This is a genomic window from Bradyrhizobium sp. LeoA1Lang (assembly GCF_055413685.1).
Window position 1 is genome coordinate 1 of record NZ_JBVAPG010000008.1, and the last position, 16,957, is coordinate 16,957.

At 62.5% G+C, this 16,957-nt stretch carries 12 protein-coding genes and 2 pseudogenes; 8 read left to right on the top strand and 6 right to left on the bottom strand.

The window, feature by feature from the left end; translation table 11 throughout:
- The 4 genes and pseudogenes from ACZYOF_RS04675 to ACZYOF_RS04690 all read left to right on the top strand — a co-directional run.
- Window positions 1-132 (top strand): annotated as a pseudogene (locus tag ACZYOF_RS04675) (IS481 family transposase); the annotation flags it as partial.
- Window positions 133-434: 302 nt separating this feature from the next.
- Window positions 435-1,079: a response regulator transcription factor gene (locus ACZYOF_RS04680; RefSeq protein WP_463714972.1), complete on the top strand. Its 645-nt coding sequence runs from the start codon at window positions 435-437 to the stop codon at window positions 1,077-1,079.
- Window positions 1,080-1,323: 244 nt separating this feature from the next.
- Complete coding sequence (locus ACZYOF_RS04685; protein ID WP_463714973.1) at window positions 1,324-1,701, top strand: response regulator transcription factor; 378 nt, start codon at window positions 1,324-1,326, stop codon at window positions 1,699-1,701.
- A 211-nt stretch (window positions 1,702-1,912) separates the two neighbouring features.
- Window positions 1,913-3,529: an ATP-binding protein gene (locus ACZYOF_RS04690; protein WP_130578467.1), complete on the top strand. Its 1,617-nt coding sequence runs from the start codon at window positions 1,913-1,915 to the stop codon at window positions 3,527-3,529.
- A gap of 42 nt (window positions 3,530-3,571) precedes the next feature.
- On the opposite strand, the gene ACZYOF_RS04695 is transcribed toward ACZYOF_RS04690, so the two are convergent.
- Window positions 3,572-4,816: an oxalate decarboxylase family bicupin gene (locus tag ACZYOF_RS04695; RefSeq protein WP_130578466.1), complete on the bottom strand. Its 1,245-nt coding sequence runs from the start codon at window positions 4,814-4,816 to the stop codon at window positions 3,572-3,574.
- On the bottom strand, window positions 4,765-5,022 hold the full coding sequence (locus ACZYOF_RS04700) for a Rieske (2Fe-2S) protein (protein WP_463714974.1): 258 nt from the start codon (window positions 5,020-5,022) through the stop codon (window positions 4,765-4,767). The genes ACZYOF_RS04695 and ACZYOF_RS04700 overlap by 52 nt, the downstream gene beginning before the upstream one ends.
- Window positions 5,023-5,105: 83 nt before the next feature.
- On the opposite strand from ACZYOF_RS04700, the pseudogene ACZYOF_RS04705 reads away from it, so the two are divergent.
- A pseudogene (locus ACZYOF_RS04705) lies at window positions 5,106-7,399 on the top strand (FdhF/YdeP family oxidoreductase).
- A gap of 178 nt (window positions 7,400-7,577) precedes the next feature.
- On the opposite strand, the gene ACZYOF_RS04710 reads toward ACZYOF_RS04705, so the two are convergent.
- Genes ACZYOF_RS04710 through ACZYOF_RS04720 form a run of 3 tightly spaced genes read right to left on the bottom strand, consistent with a single transcriptional unit; the run spans window position 7,578 to window position 12,284 of the window.
- Window positions 7,578-7,988: a thioesterase family protein gene (locus ACZYOF_RS04710; RefSeq protein WP_130582077.1), complete on the bottom strand. Its 411-nt coding sequence runs from the start codon at window positions 7,986-7,988 to the stop codon at window positions 7,578-7,580.
- A gap of 10 nt (window positions 7,989-7,998) precedes the next feature.
- Window positions 7,999-11,112, bottom strand: a complete 3,114-nt coding sequence (locus ACZYOF_RS04715) for an efflux RND transporter permease subunit (RefSeq protein WP_463714975.1) — start codon at window positions 11,110-11,112, stop codon at window positions 7,999-8,001.
- Window positions 11,109-12,284: an efflux RND transporter periplasmic adaptor subunit gene (locus tag ACZYOF_RS04720; protein ID WP_463714976.1), complete on the bottom strand. Its 1,176-nt coding sequence runs from the start codon at window positions 12,282-12,284 to the stop codon at window positions 11,109-11,111. Before ACZYOF_RS04720 ends, ACZYOF_RS04715 begins: the two co-directional genes overlap by 4 nt.
- A 964-nt stretch (window positions 12,285-13,248) precedes the next feature.
- On the opposite strand from ACZYOF_RS04720, the gene ACZYOF_RS04725 reads away from it, so the two are divergent.
- Window positions 13,249-14,097: a helix-turn-helix transcriptional regulator gene (locus ACZYOF_RS04725; protein ID WP_394569170.1), complete on the top strand. Its 849-nt coding sequence runs from the start codon at window positions 13,249-13,251 to the stop codon at window positions 14,095-14,097.
- A gap of 33 nt (window positions 14,098-14,130) precedes the next feature.
- On the opposite strand, the gene ACZYOF_RS04730 is transcribed toward ACZYOF_RS04725, so the two are convergent.
- The gene (locus tag ACZYOF_RS04730) at window positions 14,131-14,481 is read right to left on the bottom strand and encodes a hypothetical protein (RefSeq protein WP_463714977.1); all 351 of its coding nucleotides are present in this window, start codon (window positions 14,479-14,481) and stop codon (window positions 14,131-14,133) included.
- Window positions 14,482-14,711: 230 nt separating this feature from the next.
- On the opposite strand from ACZYOF_RS04730, the gene ACZYOF_RS04735 reads away from it, so the two are divergent.
- Window positions 14,712-15,914: an MHYT domain-containing protein gene (locus ACZYOF_RS04735; protein ID WP_463714978.1), complete on the top strand. Its 1,203-nt coding sequence runs from the start codon at window positions 14,712-14,714 to the stop codon at window positions 15,912-15,914.
- Between the two features lie 174 nt (window positions 15,915-16,088).
- A complete protein-coding gene (locus tag ACZYOF_RS04740; RefSeq protein WP_463714979.1) occupies window positions 16,089-16,952 on the top strand; it encodes an FAD binding domain-containing protein in 864 nt (287 codons plus the stop codon).
- Window positions 16,953-16,957: the final 5 nt, after the last annotated feature.

A 16,957-nucleotide genomic window follows, 5' to 3' on the forward strand; every position in this document is an offset into this window, starting at 1 on the left:
CGTCGTGCCGACGAGCTTCCGATCTGGCTGCACCAATACAACTGGCATCGGCCTCACGGCGGTATAAAATCTCAAACGCCGATCAGCAGACTCGGTCTCACCGAGGACAACCTCTTGAGGCTCCACATCTAGCTCTTTGTTTGAGCATGATCTTTTTCGGAAAACCGGTCTCCACTTTTCCGGATCATGCTCTAGCCTCTTCCGCAGTTTGGCCCTTCGATCCCGATCGGCTATTTTGTCGCAGGCATGGCAGCAGCGCCGCCGGAGCATGGTTGCGTCCTGTTCCCGGCATCCCCGTAGAATTGCGGAGGTTCCCCTGATGTGTTCTAACGTCAGGGGCCAGCGTTACCCGGAAAATCAGTTTTGAATCCGAAACATCCGTCTGCTGCCGTCCGGTGGAGTTTTCATACGGCCATTGCATGCGGAGATAGCGCATGAAGCCGTTTGCGTCGCCTTACGATCTGACGAACGGGCAGGAGTCAGTCGTCGTCGACGATGACGAGAGCGTACGACGGGCGCTTGCCAACTTGTTCCAATCGGTGGGCCTACAGGTGCAGGAGTTCGGCTCCGCTGCGGAACTGCTGCACAGCAAGCTGCCTGATGTCGCGAGTTGCCTGGTGCTGGACATCCGGCTGCCGGGGTTGAGCGGGCTCGATCTCCAGCTCGAATTGGCCAGGGCGGACGTCCACATTCCCATCATCTTCATGACCGGTCACGGCGACATTCCGATGAGCGTCCGGGCCATGAAGGGCGGGGCAGTCGACTTCCTGACCAAGCCGTTCCGCGATCAGGATATGCTCGATTCCGTGATGACGGCGATCAAGCGCGATCGCGAAAGGCGCGAGGCGGAGAAAGCCGTTACGGGCCTGCGAGAACATTTCGAGACCTTGACCGAACGTGAACGCGAAGTGCTCGCTTTGGTGGCTGCGGGCCTCATGAACAAGCAGATTGCGGCGCAGATCGGTGTTGCCGAGATCACCGTCAAAATCCATCGTGGCCGCGTCATGAAGAAGATGGGCGCAAAATCGCTGGCCGATCTGGTCAGGATGGCCGAAATGATCGGGATTCGTCGCCGATAGGTGTGGGCGAGAAACCTAAGTATGATTCCCCGCTGTATCGATAGAGCGCATTTTACCATTACCAGTGCACGATCCGGGGAAGCGGGTACCGGCTTTTCCGCGCGACAAACGGGGAGGGTTTGCGCGCAGATCGTGTCCCAGACAACATCTAGGGCGGGCTGACGGTTCGTGGAAAAGTCATCGCGCGCTAGCGGAAGCTTTATCCCCGTTTCCCCGAAGGACAGCGATCTTGCCGACAACACCGATGATTTCCATCATCGACGACGACGCGTCCGTCCGTACCGCGACCGACAATCTACTGAGGTCCCTGGGTTATGGCGTTCTCACGTTCGGGTCGGCTGACGAATTTCTGCAGTCGGATGTGCTCGACCTGACCTCCTGCGTGATCGCCGACGTCAATATGCCCGGCACCAACGGCGTCGAGCTTCTGCTTCGCCTGCGCGCCAGGGGCACGCAGATACCTTTCATCTTTATCACGGCTTTTCCCGAGGCGGCCGTGTCCGCCCGGGCCGCAAGCGCCGGTGCAGTCTGTCTCTTGACCAAGCCGTTCGAGACAGACAATCTGGTTCAAAGCCTTGAGCAGGCCCTGCAGGGGCGTGGTGGGCAAGGTCCGGACCAGTAAGGTCCTGAATTCTTCGGCCGGCGGGCTTTCCCGACCCCGGTCGGTCGGTAGGCGGGACAGGTCCCGACTGATCACCAAAACCGCAGCTCGGCCGCCCTTCACGGCTCGTCCAGTCCTGCCACACGGAAATTCAACGGGTCTTGAGTTGGAAGAACTCCTGAGCGACCGTAAGCAGGTATACCACGATCGGGCGGCATAAGGAGCATTCGGCATGTATCCGGGCCAGCGTAGCAGCGAAACACGTGCGCCGGTCTTGTCCGTCGATGCGCCGCGCGGCCCTTCAGATTGGCGTTTGGGACTGACCGATATCGATCAGACGCCTTGGGTGACGTTCTCCCGTTATGCGATTGCGATCTTGTCGGTTACTGCAGCTCTATTCGCCTCCAAGGCCGCGGTCGAGTACCTGAACATCGAACCGTACGTATCGCTGTTTCTATGCGCGATCATGTTTGCGGCCTGGTTTGGGGGCCTCGGCCCGGGCTTGGTGTCGACCGCGCTTGCCGGTTTGGCGTTCGAGTATTTTGTGACGACTCCGACCCATTCGTTCGAGATCGATGTTCATCAGATCCCGCGCGTGAGCTTGTTCTTGATCACGGCGCTGTTCGTCAACTGGATCAGTGCGGCGCAGAGAAAGGCGACGAGATCGTTGGAGCTTTCCCGCCGCGACCTCTTGGCCGCGCTCGATGAGCAGAAGCGGACCGAGGCCCGGCTGCTGCGGAGCGAAATGTACCTGGCCGAGGCCCAGCGGCTGAGCCGGACCGGAAGTTTCGGCTGGAAGGTGGCGACCGGCGAGATCAGTTGGTCGGAGGAGACGTTTCGGATCTTTGAATGCGATCCGGCGACAACGCCGACACTGGAGTTCGTTCTGCAGCGTATGCATCCCGAAGATCGGGATTTCGTGCAGCAATTGCTCGAGGAGGCGTCCCGGGATGGCGTGGATTTCGGTCATGATGCCAGGCTGGTGATGCCGAACGGCGCGGTGAAGCATATCCGAACCTTGGCCCATGCGGTGACGGACGGTCCTGATGGCATCGAGTACATCGGTGCGGTGACCGACGTCACGGCCGCCAAGCAGGCCGAGGCCGCGCTCAACGACGCGCAGGCGGACCTCGCGCACGCCACGCGCGTGATCTCGCTCGGCGAGTTGACATCCTCCATCGCCCACGAGGTGAACCAGCCGCTGGCCGCGATCATGTCCAACGGCGAAGCCTGCCTGCGCTGGCTCGATCGCGGCGCGGCGGGCATGGAGCATGCGCGGCGCTCGGTGGAATGGATCGTCAAGGATGTCAGCCGTGCGGCCGACGTGATCGGGCGCGTTAAGGCGCTGGCACGCAAGACCGATACCGAGCGGGCGCTTCTTGACATCAACGAGGTCGTCAACGAAGCCCGCGTGCTGATGCGGCGCGAGCTCACGAGCAAGCAGATCACGCTGCGCACGGAGCTCGCGGCCGATCCGCTGATCGTCCGGGCCGACCGCGTTCAATTGCAGCAGGTCGTCATGAACCTGGTGATGAACGGCGTCGAGGCGATGCAGCCGGTCACGGATCGGCCGCGCGAATTGCTGATCCGATCGCAGCGCAGTTTCGACGCCGATCAGGCCATCCTGATCATGGCGGACTGCGGCGTCGGTTTCTCCGACGAGAACGCCGAGCGGCTGTTCAATGCGTTCTTCACCACCAAGTCGACCGGCCTTGGCTTGGGATTGTCGATCTGCCGCTCGATCGTCGAGGCCCATGGCGGAAAGCTGTCCGCCACCCGCAATGCCGGGCCCGGCGCGACCTTCCAGTTCACCCTGCCTCTCCATGAGGATGTCGGGCGGGCGCAATAAGCCTGCCCGACTGAGCTCATGCCTTCGGCAAGATGCCCAGGTTCATGCCTTCGGCATGATACCCGGGCTGTTGTCGGGCCACTTCGCAATCGTCGCTTCGTCGATGTTCAGATGCTGCGCGACCAGCTTGGGCGGCGTATGCGTGAGCCAGTTCGTCAGCGAGACTTCCTCATAGCGAGGCGCGCGGAACACGCCGACGAATTGCAGGTCGGTATCGCCGACGTTCTCGACATAGTGCCCGTAGTTCCGCTTGACGTAGCCGATGTCGCCCGCGTTGAAGTCCATCGTCAGCGCATTGGGGCCGGTGTTGAACACCGTCATCCGGCCCTTGCCCTTGATGTAGTATTGCCACTCGTCGGCGTTCGGGTGCCAGTGCATCTCGCGGACCGCGCCCGGTTTGAGCGTGACCAGCGCCGACGCGACGGTCGTTGAAACATTGAAGTTGGTGCTGTCGGCAACGTGAATCGTGCCGGCATCGGACTGCTTGAGCGGACGCGAGCCTTCCAGCGAGAAGATGAAGGGATGCGGCGGCATCTCCGCATTCCTGCTCATCGCAGCGCGGTCGGCGGCGAGGTCGCCGGGCACGGTACCCTGGAATATCCAGAGGTTGTGCAGCGGAATGTTCGCGAAGCTCTCGACGGGAACGCCGAAATTCTTGGCGAGCACTTCGGGCGGCGTATGGGCCATCCAGTCTGACAGCAGCAGCGTATTGAATTCGTCGGCGTGGCCGTCATCGAAGCAGATCACGAATTCGCATCCGTCTGGTCCGAGACCCTGCAGCGAGTGCGCCGTGCCGGCCGGGAAATACCAGAGGTCGCCCGCCTTGACGTCGCCGACATAAGGACGCCCCTGCGCATCGAGAACGGTCACGCGGCAGGTGCCATAGGTCATGATCGCCCACTCGGCGGCCTGATGCCAATGCAGCTCCCGGATGCCGCCGGCGGCGAGGCGCATGTTCACGCCGGATATCTCCGTCGAGATCGCGAAATCGTCGACCGTGACCTGCCGCGCCCAGCCGCCGTTCTGGATGCGTCTCGCTGCATTGTTGAAGGACGCCCAGGTCGTCGGCAGGCCGCCAACGTCGGTCGCGGGCGGAGTGAATGCGGATGGAAACTGTTTTGCAATGGCCGGATTCTGCGGACCGGGATCGGTCAGACTTCCAGGCGACTTGGCATTGATGGCGCCCTGAGGCGGCTCGTCCGGGTTACCGAAGCTTGCAGCATGCGCGGATGCGGTCATTGCGGCTCCGACAGCCGACGCCGCCAGAAGATCTCGTCGCGAGAACATGGATTGAGACTCCAGAAAGAGAAGATCAGACCGGCATAGATCCGCTCATCAGCGGACCGTTCGTCGACAGTTAAACAGGCGATCCTCGTTTCACTTCCGTAATGACACGCGTTTTTCCGGAATGCACTGCCGTGATGACAGATGACGCGCAGTTGCGTGAGCGCGATGCGCAAGCTCTTCACGCGGCGGGCGGTGCGATTGCGCAATTCCGGCCTCGTTTTGGAAAGACATCTGTTGGACGGCTCTCCTTTACTCAGTCGATCCCGCCCATTTTCAAAGGCCTTTGCCAATGACCGTTCGCAAATCCATCCGTCCCTATCATCAGCCGGCCGGCGGGTGGGGAGCGCTCAAGGCGCTGAGCGAGCATCTGATCGAGCAGCGCGTTCCGATAAAGGGTGCAACGACGCTGAGCCGGATGAACCAGCCCGAAGGATTCGACTGTCCGGGCTGCGCCTGGCCGGATCCGAAGCATACCTCGTCGTTCGAATTCTGCGAGAACGGCGCCAAGGCGGTTGCCTGGGAAGCGACGGCGAAGCGCTGCACGCCGGAGTTCTTCGCCGAGCACTCCGTCACCGAGTTGTCCGGCTGGAGCGATTACGATCTCGAAATGGTCGGCCGGCTCACCCATCCGATGGTCTATGACGGGGAATCCGATCATTACCGTCCGGTAAGCTGGGACGATGCGTTCGCGATCATCGGCCGTCACCTCAACGCGCTGCCCGACCCGAACACGGCGGAGTTCTACACCTCAGGTCGCACGTCGAACGAAGCCGCGTTCCTCTATCAGCTTTTCGCCCGCGAATACGGCACCAACAATTTTCCTGATTGTTCGAACATGTGCCATGAGGCAACCAGCGTCGGCCTGCCGCAGTCGCTTGGGGTAGGGAAAGGCACCGTGCTGCTCGACGACTTCGACAAGGCGGACTGCATCTTCATCTTCGGCCAGAATCCCGGCACCAACAGCCCGCGCATGATGACGAGCCTGTGGAAGGTGTCGCGCCGGGGTGCAGCGATCATTTCCTTCAATCCGTTCCGCGAGCGGGCGCTGGAGCGCTTTCAATATCCGCAGAATCCGATCGAGATGGCGACGTTGTCGGCGACCAAGATCAGCTCGCCGCTCTACCAGGTGCGCGTCGGCGGCGACATCGCCGCGCTCAAGGGCATCATGAAGGTGATGGTCGAGGAAGACGCGGCCGCGCGCGCAAGCGACAAGCCCGAGCTCCTCGATTGGGATTTCATCCGTGGCCATACCGCCGGCATCGAGGCGTTCATTGCGGATCTGAAAGCTGTGCAATGGCCCGATATCGAGCGGCAATCCGGTCTCTCGCGCGAGGATCTTGAGCATGCCGCCCACGTCTATATGAAAGCCGAGCGCGCGATCATCGTCTATGGCATGGGCATCACCCAGCACAAGCGCGGCGCCTGCAATGTGCAGCAGCTTGCCAACCTCGCGCTCCTGCGCGGCCACATCGGACGCGAGGGCGCAGGCCTCTGTCCGGTGCGCGGCCACTCGAATGTGCAGGGCGACCGCACCGTCGGCATCACCGAAGTGCCGACAAAGGAGTTCCTCGACCGGCTGGAGCACCGGTTCGGCTTCGAGCCGCCGACCGCGCACGGCCACAATGTGGTGACGGCGCTCGAGGCGATGCTTCGCGGCGAGGTGAAGGTGTTCGTCGCCATGGGCGGCAATTTCGCTGCGGCTATACCGGACTGGCAGCAGACGCAGGCCGCGTTGCGCAATCTCGATCTCACGGTCCATGTCTCGACCAAGCTCAACCGCAGTCATTTGATCCATGGGCGCGATGCGCTGATCCTGCCGTGCCTCGGGCGCACCGAGATCGATATCCAGGCGACCGGACCGCAATCGATCACGGTCGAGGACTCGATGTCGATGGTTCACGCCTCCGGCGGCCGCAACAAGCCAGCCTCGGAGCATCTTTTGAGCGAGCCTGCGATCATCGCCGGAATCGCGCGTGCCACCCTCGGCAACCGCAGCGTGGTGGACTGGGAGCCCTTGTCGCCGACTACGATCGCATTCGCGATGCGATCGAAGACGTGTTCCCGATCTTCCAGGGCTACAACGCCCGCATCCGCGTGCCGGGCGGTTTCCATCTCACTTCGACCGCGCGCGAGCGCATCTGGATGACGCCGTCGGGAAAAGCCAATTTCCTGCTGTTCGATGGACTTGGCGAAGATACGTGCGAGAGCGATCCGGAGATGCTCTGGCTGAGCACCATCCGCAGCCATGATCAGTACAACACGACGCTCTATTCGATGTCGGACCGCTATCGCGGCGTATACGGCCAGCGCGACGTGGTGTTCCTGAACGAGGAAGAAATGAAGAAGCGCGGCCTTGCCGACGGCGACCGGGTCGATCTCGTCACGCTGTCGACTGATGGGATGGAGCGCAGCGTGCACAATTTCCGCGTGGTCCGCTATTCCTTCCCGAACGGCTGCTGCGCCGCCTATTATCCCGAGACCAACCCGCTCGTGCCGCTTTATGCGCATGATCCCATGAGCTTCACTCCGTCGTCCAAGGGAATTCCGATTCGGATCGTGCGCTCAGCGACGGAGCAAAGCTGAAGCGACGAGCCACCTGACCTCGCCCCGCTCGCGGGGAGAGGTCGGAATTCAAGCGAAGCTTGAATTCCGGGTGAGGGGGACTCTCCGCAGACGTAACTCTCACCATGTTCGCGGAGCCAACCCCTCACCCCGCCCTCTCCCCGTGAAGGACGGGGAGAGGGAGAGACAGAGGCCGCGGTCACGCGGCGGCATTCTCATTCACGCCGAACCGCTTCTCGAATTCTGCGACGTTGACGAGGCCGCGGCGGTGGGTGCCTTCGCCGATCTTGCGCTCCTCGTTCCAGGCCTCGACCGCGAACAGGATGTGCCTGGAATCGAGCTCGATGACGCGGGCGGTCGCGCGCACGGTGTGGCCGATCGGAGTTGCCGCGAGGTGGCGGACGTTCACCTCCATGCCGACGCTGACAAATCCCTTCGGCAGCGCCGCTGAGATGGCGGCACCTGCGGCGATTTCCATGTGCAGGATCATCATCGGTGTCGCATAGACCCGCGGCATGCCTGGAACGAAATGTCCAACCGTCAGTTCCGGCGTCACGATGATCATCGTCTCCGCGGTCATGTCGAGCTTCAATAGTTCACGTGCATCCATATCCGCTTCCTTATTCTGCTGCCGCCGCAACCACCTTCTTGGCGTGCCGCTTGCCGGTGTTGCCGAGCCATTGGCCCAGCCTGTCGAGATAGAGGTAGACCACTGGGGTCGTGTACAGGGTCAGCACCTGCGACAGCATCAGGCCGCCGACGATGGTGTAGCCGAGCGGCTGGCGCAGCTCCGACCCGGTACCGGTTCCAACCATCAGCGGCACGCCGCCGAGCAGCGCCGCCATGGTCGTCATCAGGATCGGCCGGAACCTCATGGTGCAGGCCCGATAGATCGCCTCTTCCGGGCTCAAGCCCTCGTTGCGCTCGACCTCGAGCGCGAAGTCGACCAGCATGATGCCGTTCTTCTTGACGATGCCGATCAGGAGGATGATGCCGATGATGGCGATGACAGTGAGATCCATGCGCACCGCCATCAGCAGCAGCAACGCACCGATGCCTGCCGAAGGCAATGTCGACAGGATCGTGATCGGATGGATGAAGCTCTCATAAAGCACGCCGAGAATGATGTAGATGACGATCAGCGCCACGCCGATCAGGAGCGGGGTGCCCGACAGCGACGACTGGAAGGCCTGGGCGTTTCCTTGGAACGACGTCGCGAGCGACGCCGGCTTGCTGGTTTCCTTTTCGATGTTCTGAATGCCGCTTACCGCCTCGCCCAGCGACGCGCCGGGCTTCAGGTTGAAAGAGATGGTGACCGACGGGAACATGCTCTGATGGTTGACGAGGATCGGCGCCGGCTTGATCTCGCTCTTGACGAGCTGGCTGAGCGGGACCTGCTGGCCGCTGGCGGAATTCACGTAGATGTTTTTCAGTGCCTCGGGCCCGTACTGGAAGCTCGGATAGACCTCCATCACAACGTGATACTGGTTCAGCGCAGTGAACATGGTCGAGACGATGCGCTGGCCGAAAGCGTCATCCAGCGTGTTGTCGATGGTGGAGGGGAGAATGCCGAAGCTCGACGCCACTTCGCGATTGACGGTGACATCCAGCATCGGCCCGGCGTTGGCCTGATCGCTGGCGACGTCGGTGACGAAGGGCAGGCTCCTGATCCGTTCGAGGAAGATGGCCGACCAATGCGTCAGCTCGTTCGAATCCGCGTCGGTCAACGTGTACTGATACTGGGTCTTCGACAGCCGCGCGCCGATCGTGATGTCCTGCGCGGCCTGCATGTAGAGGGTGATGCCCTGGATGTGGGCGAGCTGCGACCTCAGGCGGTTGATGATCTCGTCCGCGCTCGCCTTGCGCTGTGGCTTGGGCTTCAGCATGATGAAGATGCGGCCCTGATTGAGCGTCGCGGTCGGCCCGCCCGGCCCGATATAGCTCGCCACCGAATCGATCGCGGGGTCCTTCAGCAGCGTGTCGACCAGCACCTGCTGGCGCTCGGACATCGCCGGGAACGAGATATCCTGTGCGGCTTCGGTGATGCCGACGATCTGGCCGGTGTCTTCCTGCGGGAAGAAGCCTTTCGGAATGATGACGTAGAGATATCCGGTGAGTGCGATCGTGCTCAGCATCACCATCAACGTAACGAAGCGATGGCGCAGCACCACCTTCAGGCCGCGGGCATAAAGCGCGAGCAGGGAATCGAAGCCCCACTCGAAGGCAAGATAGATCCTGCCATGCTTCTTGTGGCTGTCGTCCTTCAAGAGCCGCGAGCACATCATCGGCGTCAGCGTCAGCGAGATTACGAGCGACAGTATCAGTGAGGCGGTGATCGTGATCGCGAATTCCTGGAACAGCTTGCCGACATAGCCGCCCATCAGGAACAGCGGGATGAACACTGCGATCAGCGACAGCGTGATGGAGACGATCGTGAATCCGATCTCGGCCGAGCCCTTGAGCGCAGCCTGCATCGGGGTGAGGCCTTTCTCGAGGTGGCGCACGATGTTCTCGATGACGACGACGGCATCGTCGACAACGAAACCGACCGCGATCGACAGCGCCATCAGCGACAAATTGTCGAGGCTGTAGCCGAGCACGTAAAGCGCAGCAAAGGTGCCGATCAGCGATAACGGAACGGTCACCGCCGGAATCACCGTCGCCCACAGATTTCGCAGGAACAGGAAGATCACCATCACCACCAGAGCTACCGTCAGCATCAGCGTGAACTGGACGTCGGCGACGGCGGCGCGGATGGTGGTAGTGCGATCGGCCGCGATCGTCACCTTGATCGCTGGCGGAATGGATGCCTGAAGCGTGGGCAATAGCTTCTTGATGCGGTCCACGGTCTCGATGACATTGGCGCCGGGCACGCGCTGAACCGCGAGGATGATCGCCGGCTGCTTGTCATACCACCCGGCCAGCAGGTCGTTCTCGGGAGCCTCGATCGCCTTGCCGATATCGCGGATCCGCACCGGAGAGCCGTTGCGATAGGCGATGATCAACTCGTCATAGGCGGCGGGGTTGAGCAACTGATCGTTGGTGTTGAGCGTGTAGGTCACGCGCGGGCTGTTGAGCGTGCCCTTCGGCAGATCGACGTTGGCGCCGGCGATGACGGTGCGGACGTCCTCGAGGCTGATTCCCCTTGCGGCGAGCGCCTGCGGGTTGACCTGGATGCGGATGGCGGGTTTCTGCTGACCGCCGATGCCGACCAGGCCGACGCCGGGAATCTGTGAGATCTTCGGCAGCAGGATGTTCTCGGCATAAGCATCGACCGTGGTCATCGGCAGCGAGTCCGAGGTCAGCGCGATCAGCATGATCGGCGTCTCGGCCGGGTTCACCTTCCGGATCGTCGGTGGGTACGGAATGTTCTGCGGCAGATAGGGGCTCGCGGCATTGATCGCCGAGAGCACGTCGACGGCGGCGCTGTCGACCGTGCGCGAGAGCTCGAACTGCACGACGACCTGGGCCACACCGAGCGCGCTCGACGACGTCAGTTGCGTCACGCCGGGGATCTGGCTCAGTTGCTGCTCGAGCGGCGTCGCGACGGACGATGCGATGGTTTGCGGATCGGCGCCGGGCAATTGCGCTGAGATCTGGATCGTCGGATAGTTGACATTCGGCAGTGCGCCGACCGGCAACAGCGGATAGGCGGCAAGCCCGCACAGCAACAGCCCGGCCATCAGCAGGATGGTCGCGATCGGCCGGGCGATGAAAGGCGCCGACAGGTTCATGGAATGGCCTTCTGCACCGAGCTTTGCAGATCGGCTTCCGTTGCGGCCTTGCCATGCAATTCCTTGACGCGGCTGCCCTGCTGCAATCTGTATTGGCCATCGACCACGACGGTCTCATTGGCCTTCAGTCCGTTATCGATCAGTGCCTGCCCCTGGCTGATCTGTCCGACTTTCACGGAACGCAACTGGGCGGTCTTATCCGGCGTCACCACGTAGACATAGGAGCCGTTCTGGCCTTGCTGGACCGCGGAAGCGGCGATCGTCAGACCATCCTTTCGGGTTTCAAGCAGCAGGTTGACATTGACGAGCTGGCCGGGCCAGAGCCGATGCGCGGCATTTGGAAATTCGGCCTTGAGCTGGATGCTGCCGGTCGTCTGCACGATCTCGTTGTCGACCAGGAGCAGCTTGCCTTCGTCGAGCTTGATCTTGTTGTCCTGGCTGTAGGCGATCACCTTCAGCGGACCCTTGGCCATCTCCTCTTGAATTCGCGGCAGATAGCTTTCCGGGAGCGTGAAGATCAGTGAAATCGGTTCGATCTGGGTGACGACCACGAGGCCGTTCGGATCGGTCGGGTGAATGATGTTGCCGACGTCGATCTGGCGCACGCCGGTCACGCCGGGAATCGGCGACGTCAAGCGCGTGTAGCTGAGTTGGATCTTAGCCTCGTCGATCTGGGCCTGATCCGCCTTCACCGCGCTTTGCAACTGCGCCACCTGCGCCTGCTGGGTCTGGATCAGTTGCGGGGTGGCATAGCCCTTGTTGCCGAGCTGGGTGTAGCGCGACAGATTGGCCTGCGCATTCTCAAGCTGCGCATTGTCGCGCGCGAGGTTCGCTGTTAGTTGCTCGATCTCCGCCTGATAAGGCCGCAGATCGATTTGCGCCAATAGATCGCCGGCCTTGACGGTTTGTCCTTCGACGAAGGTGATTTGTGTGATCTGTCCCTGGATTTGGCTGCGCACCAGGTCGGTATTGTAGGCAATCACCGTGCCGACGCCGGTCAGATAGATCGGGACATTACCGCTGGTGACGGTCGTCGCGACCACCGGGATCGGCGCCGGCTCCGGCACTGCGGCGGCTTGCTCCGACGTCAGCGAGCGCTTGAAGTACCAGAATCCGCCGCCCGCCAGCACCACGAGCAGAACGGCCACTGCGATCGCGATCTTTCGCTTCACGGCATGCCTCGCAAATGTGTTTGTCTCAACAGCCGCCCGGCGCCGTTGTCGTGGTTGTCGCGCCATCGGTCGGGCAAGGCATCGCCTCGGTCGGAGGCGAAGAGCCTATCGGCGATGACGCAGGTAATGGGAGCGACAGCGCCGGACTGAGACCTGCACTGCCCAGTTCAGTCGAGCCCAAGGGAATCGAGTCCGAGCGAGTTCCGATCGGCCCCACGGATGACGATGTCGAAATCATGGGACGCACGATGCTCGTCGTGCCGCGCGCACCGCAGCCGGCCGATGAATGTCCCGACAGCCCTCCGCCATCGAAAATCGCTCCCGGTTTGCTCGCCATGAAACAGTTTTCGTTTCCGAAGCTCATGTTGGCGCCGGATTGCGGCAGCACCGGACTCGTGCCGGGTATTGCAAGTTCCGTCGATCCCAGCGGAATGCCTGCCGGCCGGATCGCGGAGCCCGTTCCCGAACCGAGCGGCGAGGTGAGGTTCGGAACTGGCTGCACGCCAGGCGTCGCTGCCTGCGCGCTTGCAGGTTCTGACGACATCGATTCGACGGCGAGCCACAGCGAAGTGCAAGCAGCGAGTGCGGCGATTAAGGATCGTCGTCCGGACGTGCGCGAAAGCTGGTTTCGCGTCGACCGAAGCAGACCTGTCATAGGACGGCTCTCCGGAGGTTAAGCTCTCCGAAAAGTTACTTCCCGCCTTCCGCGACGGTATTTCAAGAACGCACGCCCCACCCGCCGAACGCACGCAGCAGATACCAAGGTATGATGTCCTAAGCCCACAATATACGTAGGTGAAAACGCCCGTAGAATGGAGCGCGCGGCGGTGCTAGATATTCTCCAAGGCACAAGTCGGAATGCGGCCGCTCCGAGGAGAGACGCTCAACGAAGAGTGATCTCTCGATTGGTAACTTGAAGGGGCCTTCCGGCGTACGGTCACCATGGCGACAGAGAGATGGTACCATGCCGCAGATTCAGCTTCGACGAGATGACAACGTTCACTTCAACGATGATCTGCCGGTTCACGCGACTGTCTACGAAACACCATATCGCCGTAAGACAGTTGCAACCGACCGTTTGGATAAGCCGACGCAGGCCGCAGTGCTGCTGCCCGGCCGACCTATCGTCGATGACAGGATGGCGCTTGCCTTTGAACGCCTGCACCTCGTGCTCGCGATCGCAGCGCAAGGTCATGCGGAGGGGAATGCCGCTGAGCGCGACGCGCTGCTGAACGCCGCCAGCAGCCTCGATGTCTTCCAGCACAAGGCTGCGATCGAACGGCTCAAGGATCCCGTCATCAAATGCCTGTCGGATGCGCTCGCGGACACCGGGCAGGCCTATGACCGTCATGCCGGAATTCGCGCCGATGCGCTGCGGCTCGCCGTGGCCATCAGGTTGCTTGGCCTGCAGGCCGAGAACAGCTCAGCCATCGATGATCGAGCTGTCACCACTGTTCCTGCCGAGCGAACGGTCGGGGGATTGCAGAAATGGCGGCTGAAGCGTGTCGGCGAATATGTCGACAGCCATCTGTCGAAGAAGATCACGCTCTCGGATCTGGCGGTCGTCGCGGGATTGAGCCGGATGCATTTCGCTTCGCAATTCCGGATCGCGACCGGCCTTCGGCCGCACGAATATCTGCTGCGACAGCGCATCCGCCGGGCCGACGAACTGCTTCGGCACACGACGATGACGATCGTCGAGGTCGCCCTGAGTGTCGGATTCCAGACCCAGGCTCATTTCACCACCGTGTTCAAGCGGATCGCGGGAAGCACGCCGGCTCAGTGGCGAAACGCGCACTCCGTTAACGGCTAGGCCTCCGCGCGACGTGCGGCCGCGTGTGACCGCTCATCGCGCCGCCGCGAGCGCGCGCGTTGCCCTGTCGAGTTGCGCGTTGCATTGCGCCACATCCCCTGCGCGATCGGCGGCACGCGCAAGGTCGAGCGCATTGAGCACGCGTTGCAGACGCCGCCCATATTTGCCTTCTGAGGCCGCGATCGATCGCGGCGTCGGCTGGTAGTTGCGCGTCGCGTCGAGACTCTCCTTCTGCCAACCTCCGGCGCCGGCGCGCTTCTCGATGGCGGCATCGGCCTGGGCTTGAACGCGCACGATCGAGTCCTCGCAGGGGCCGGCGTGGCCCGGCGGAGTAGTCAGAAGCAGGATGAGGATGGCGGCTCCGAACGGCGCGACCTTTTCCATGGGTTCGTCTCCTTGTGTGCGGCCAACTGTTACTTGGTTACCAGATGACAATGTTCGTGACGATGTCTTTCGCAATTGAACGTGGACGCGCAACCACGAGCTTTTCGAGATAACATCGCATTTGCGAAGGGAACAAGGCGCCGCCGCAGCGGTGGACTGTCTCTAACTGTCCGGTTATGTAGGGAGGCTAGGGAGGGGCCAGCCCGTGGAGACGGGCGGCCGAGACGATCATGTTCGAAGGACACGATCCCTATCTCGTCGCGCTGTCGGTGGCGATCGCGATCCTGGGTGGATATACGGGCTTCAGCCTGGCGGCGCGGATTCGCGGCACGCCGGGCGGCAGCAACCGCATCCTGCTCGCGGGCGCCGCCGCGTTTCTGGCTGTCGGCATCTGGACCATGCATTTCGTCGGCATGCTGGCCGCGCCGCTGCCGCCCGACACCGTCTATCTGGTCCTGCCTACGATCATCTCGTTTCTGATCTGCGCGCTGGTGGTCGGCATCTCCCTGTTCTTCGTCAGCATCGGCGAGCCTTCGCTCAAGCGCGTGGTCTCGTCCGCCGTGTTGCTCGGCGCCGGTATTGCCAGCATGCATTACGTCGGCATCCACGGCCTGTCCGGTCATTTCACGATCGAGCATGACGACGTGTTCGTCCTGCTGTCGGTGATCGTTGCGATGGTGACGGCCTATGGCGGCTTGCGTGCCTTCCTGGCACAGCAGGAGGGCTTTCGCTTGGTCGTCACTTCGATCATCTTCGGAGTCGCGGTTTCCGGCATGCACTACACGGCGATGGCCGGGATGCATTTCGTGCCGCTTGCGGCGGGAGTGCATCAGCATCTCGGCGGCGGGCTTGCTGCGTCGCAACAAATCCTTTCTATCATCGTTGCCGTGCTCTGCTTCGTGATCGCGGCTGGCTTCCTGCTGTCGCTGGTGCCCGATCCGCGACGGCAGAATCTGGTTCCGGCCATGGCTGGCGATCTGGCGCCCCCGGCCGATGTGCTTGTGCCTGAACCGGTCGCGGCCGTTGCTGCACCGCGAATGAGCATGGCACCGCTTGGCGGTGTCGGCCGGCCGCCCCGTCCGGCGCCCGCGCCGCGGCTGCCAGTGGAAGGCGCCGACGGCACACACTTTATAGATATCGCGGATGTGCGCAGCGTCCGGGCCGATGCTCATTATACCCGGGTCCATGACGGGACCCGGGAACGGATGTGTCCGTGGTCGATCTCCGAGGCCGAGGCGCAGCTCGATCCCGCGCTGTTCATGCGGGTGCATCGCAGCCACATCGTCGCGATCCCGCATGTTGCGTTCGTTCGCAGGGAGGGCGATGGCGCGATCATCGAACTCGACGGTAGCTCGCCGCATCGCGTCCCCGTCAGCCGCGCCAAGATCGCCGAGGTCAAGGCGCGACTCGGTCTCAGCCGTCGCCATGCCTAGGCCCGGTCGCGGGCCATAGGTCGCGGCGGTTGACGCAATTCGTGTCTCGCCATCCGCATTTCGTGCGAAAAACCCCATTCCGTGCCCGAACGATTGCGGTCGGGAAAAACCGGAGAGACCGTCCCGCCAACGTCCACGCGCCCGACCGGCGCCAAAGGACGATTGGAGGAAACGATGATTCCGGGACCTTTCAGCTATCACCGGCCGGCAAGCCTGGCCGACGCGGTCAAATTGCTGGCCGATCTGGGCGACGACGCCCGGCCGCTGGCGGGCGGACACAGCCTGGTGCCGATGATGAAGCTGCGGCTCGCCACACCAGCTCATCTGGTCGACCTTCACGATGTCGCCGATCTCAAGGGCATCCGCCACTATGGCAGCACGATCATGATCGGCGCGATGACCACCCAGCACGAGCTGCTGGTCTCCAGGGAAATCCGGGAAAGCTTGCCGATCCTGCAGGAGGCGGCAGCCCTGATCGCCGATCCTCAGGTGCGCTACCGCGGCACCATCGGCGGCAATGTCGCCAACGGCGATCCCGGCAACGACATGCCGGCGCTGATGATGGTGCTTGGCGCGAATTTCCGGCTCAGCGGTCCAGGCGGTGAGCGAGAGGTCGCGGCGAGCGAATTCTACCAGGGCGCCTATTTCACCGCGCTCGAGCCCGGCGAAATCCTGACGTCGATCTCGATTCCGGTGCCGCCGGCCGGTCACGGCTACGCCTACGACAAGCTGAAGCGCAAGGTCGGCGATTACGCCACCGCCGCCGCGGCCGTCGTGCTGACCGTGGCGGGCGGCAAGGTCGCGACCTGCGCGATCGGGCTGACCAATTTGCACGAGACGCCGCTGCTCGCGACCGACGCCGCCAATGCCGTCATTGGCACCAGTCTCGACGTGGCCACCCTGAAGCAAGCCGCGGCCGCCGCGGAAGCGATCATGGCGCCGGCGGCGGATACCCGAGGTCCGGTCGAATACCGCAAGCATGTTGGCGGCATCATGGTGATGCGAGCGCTGCAGCGCGCCGCTGGCCGCGCGGTGTAGAGGGA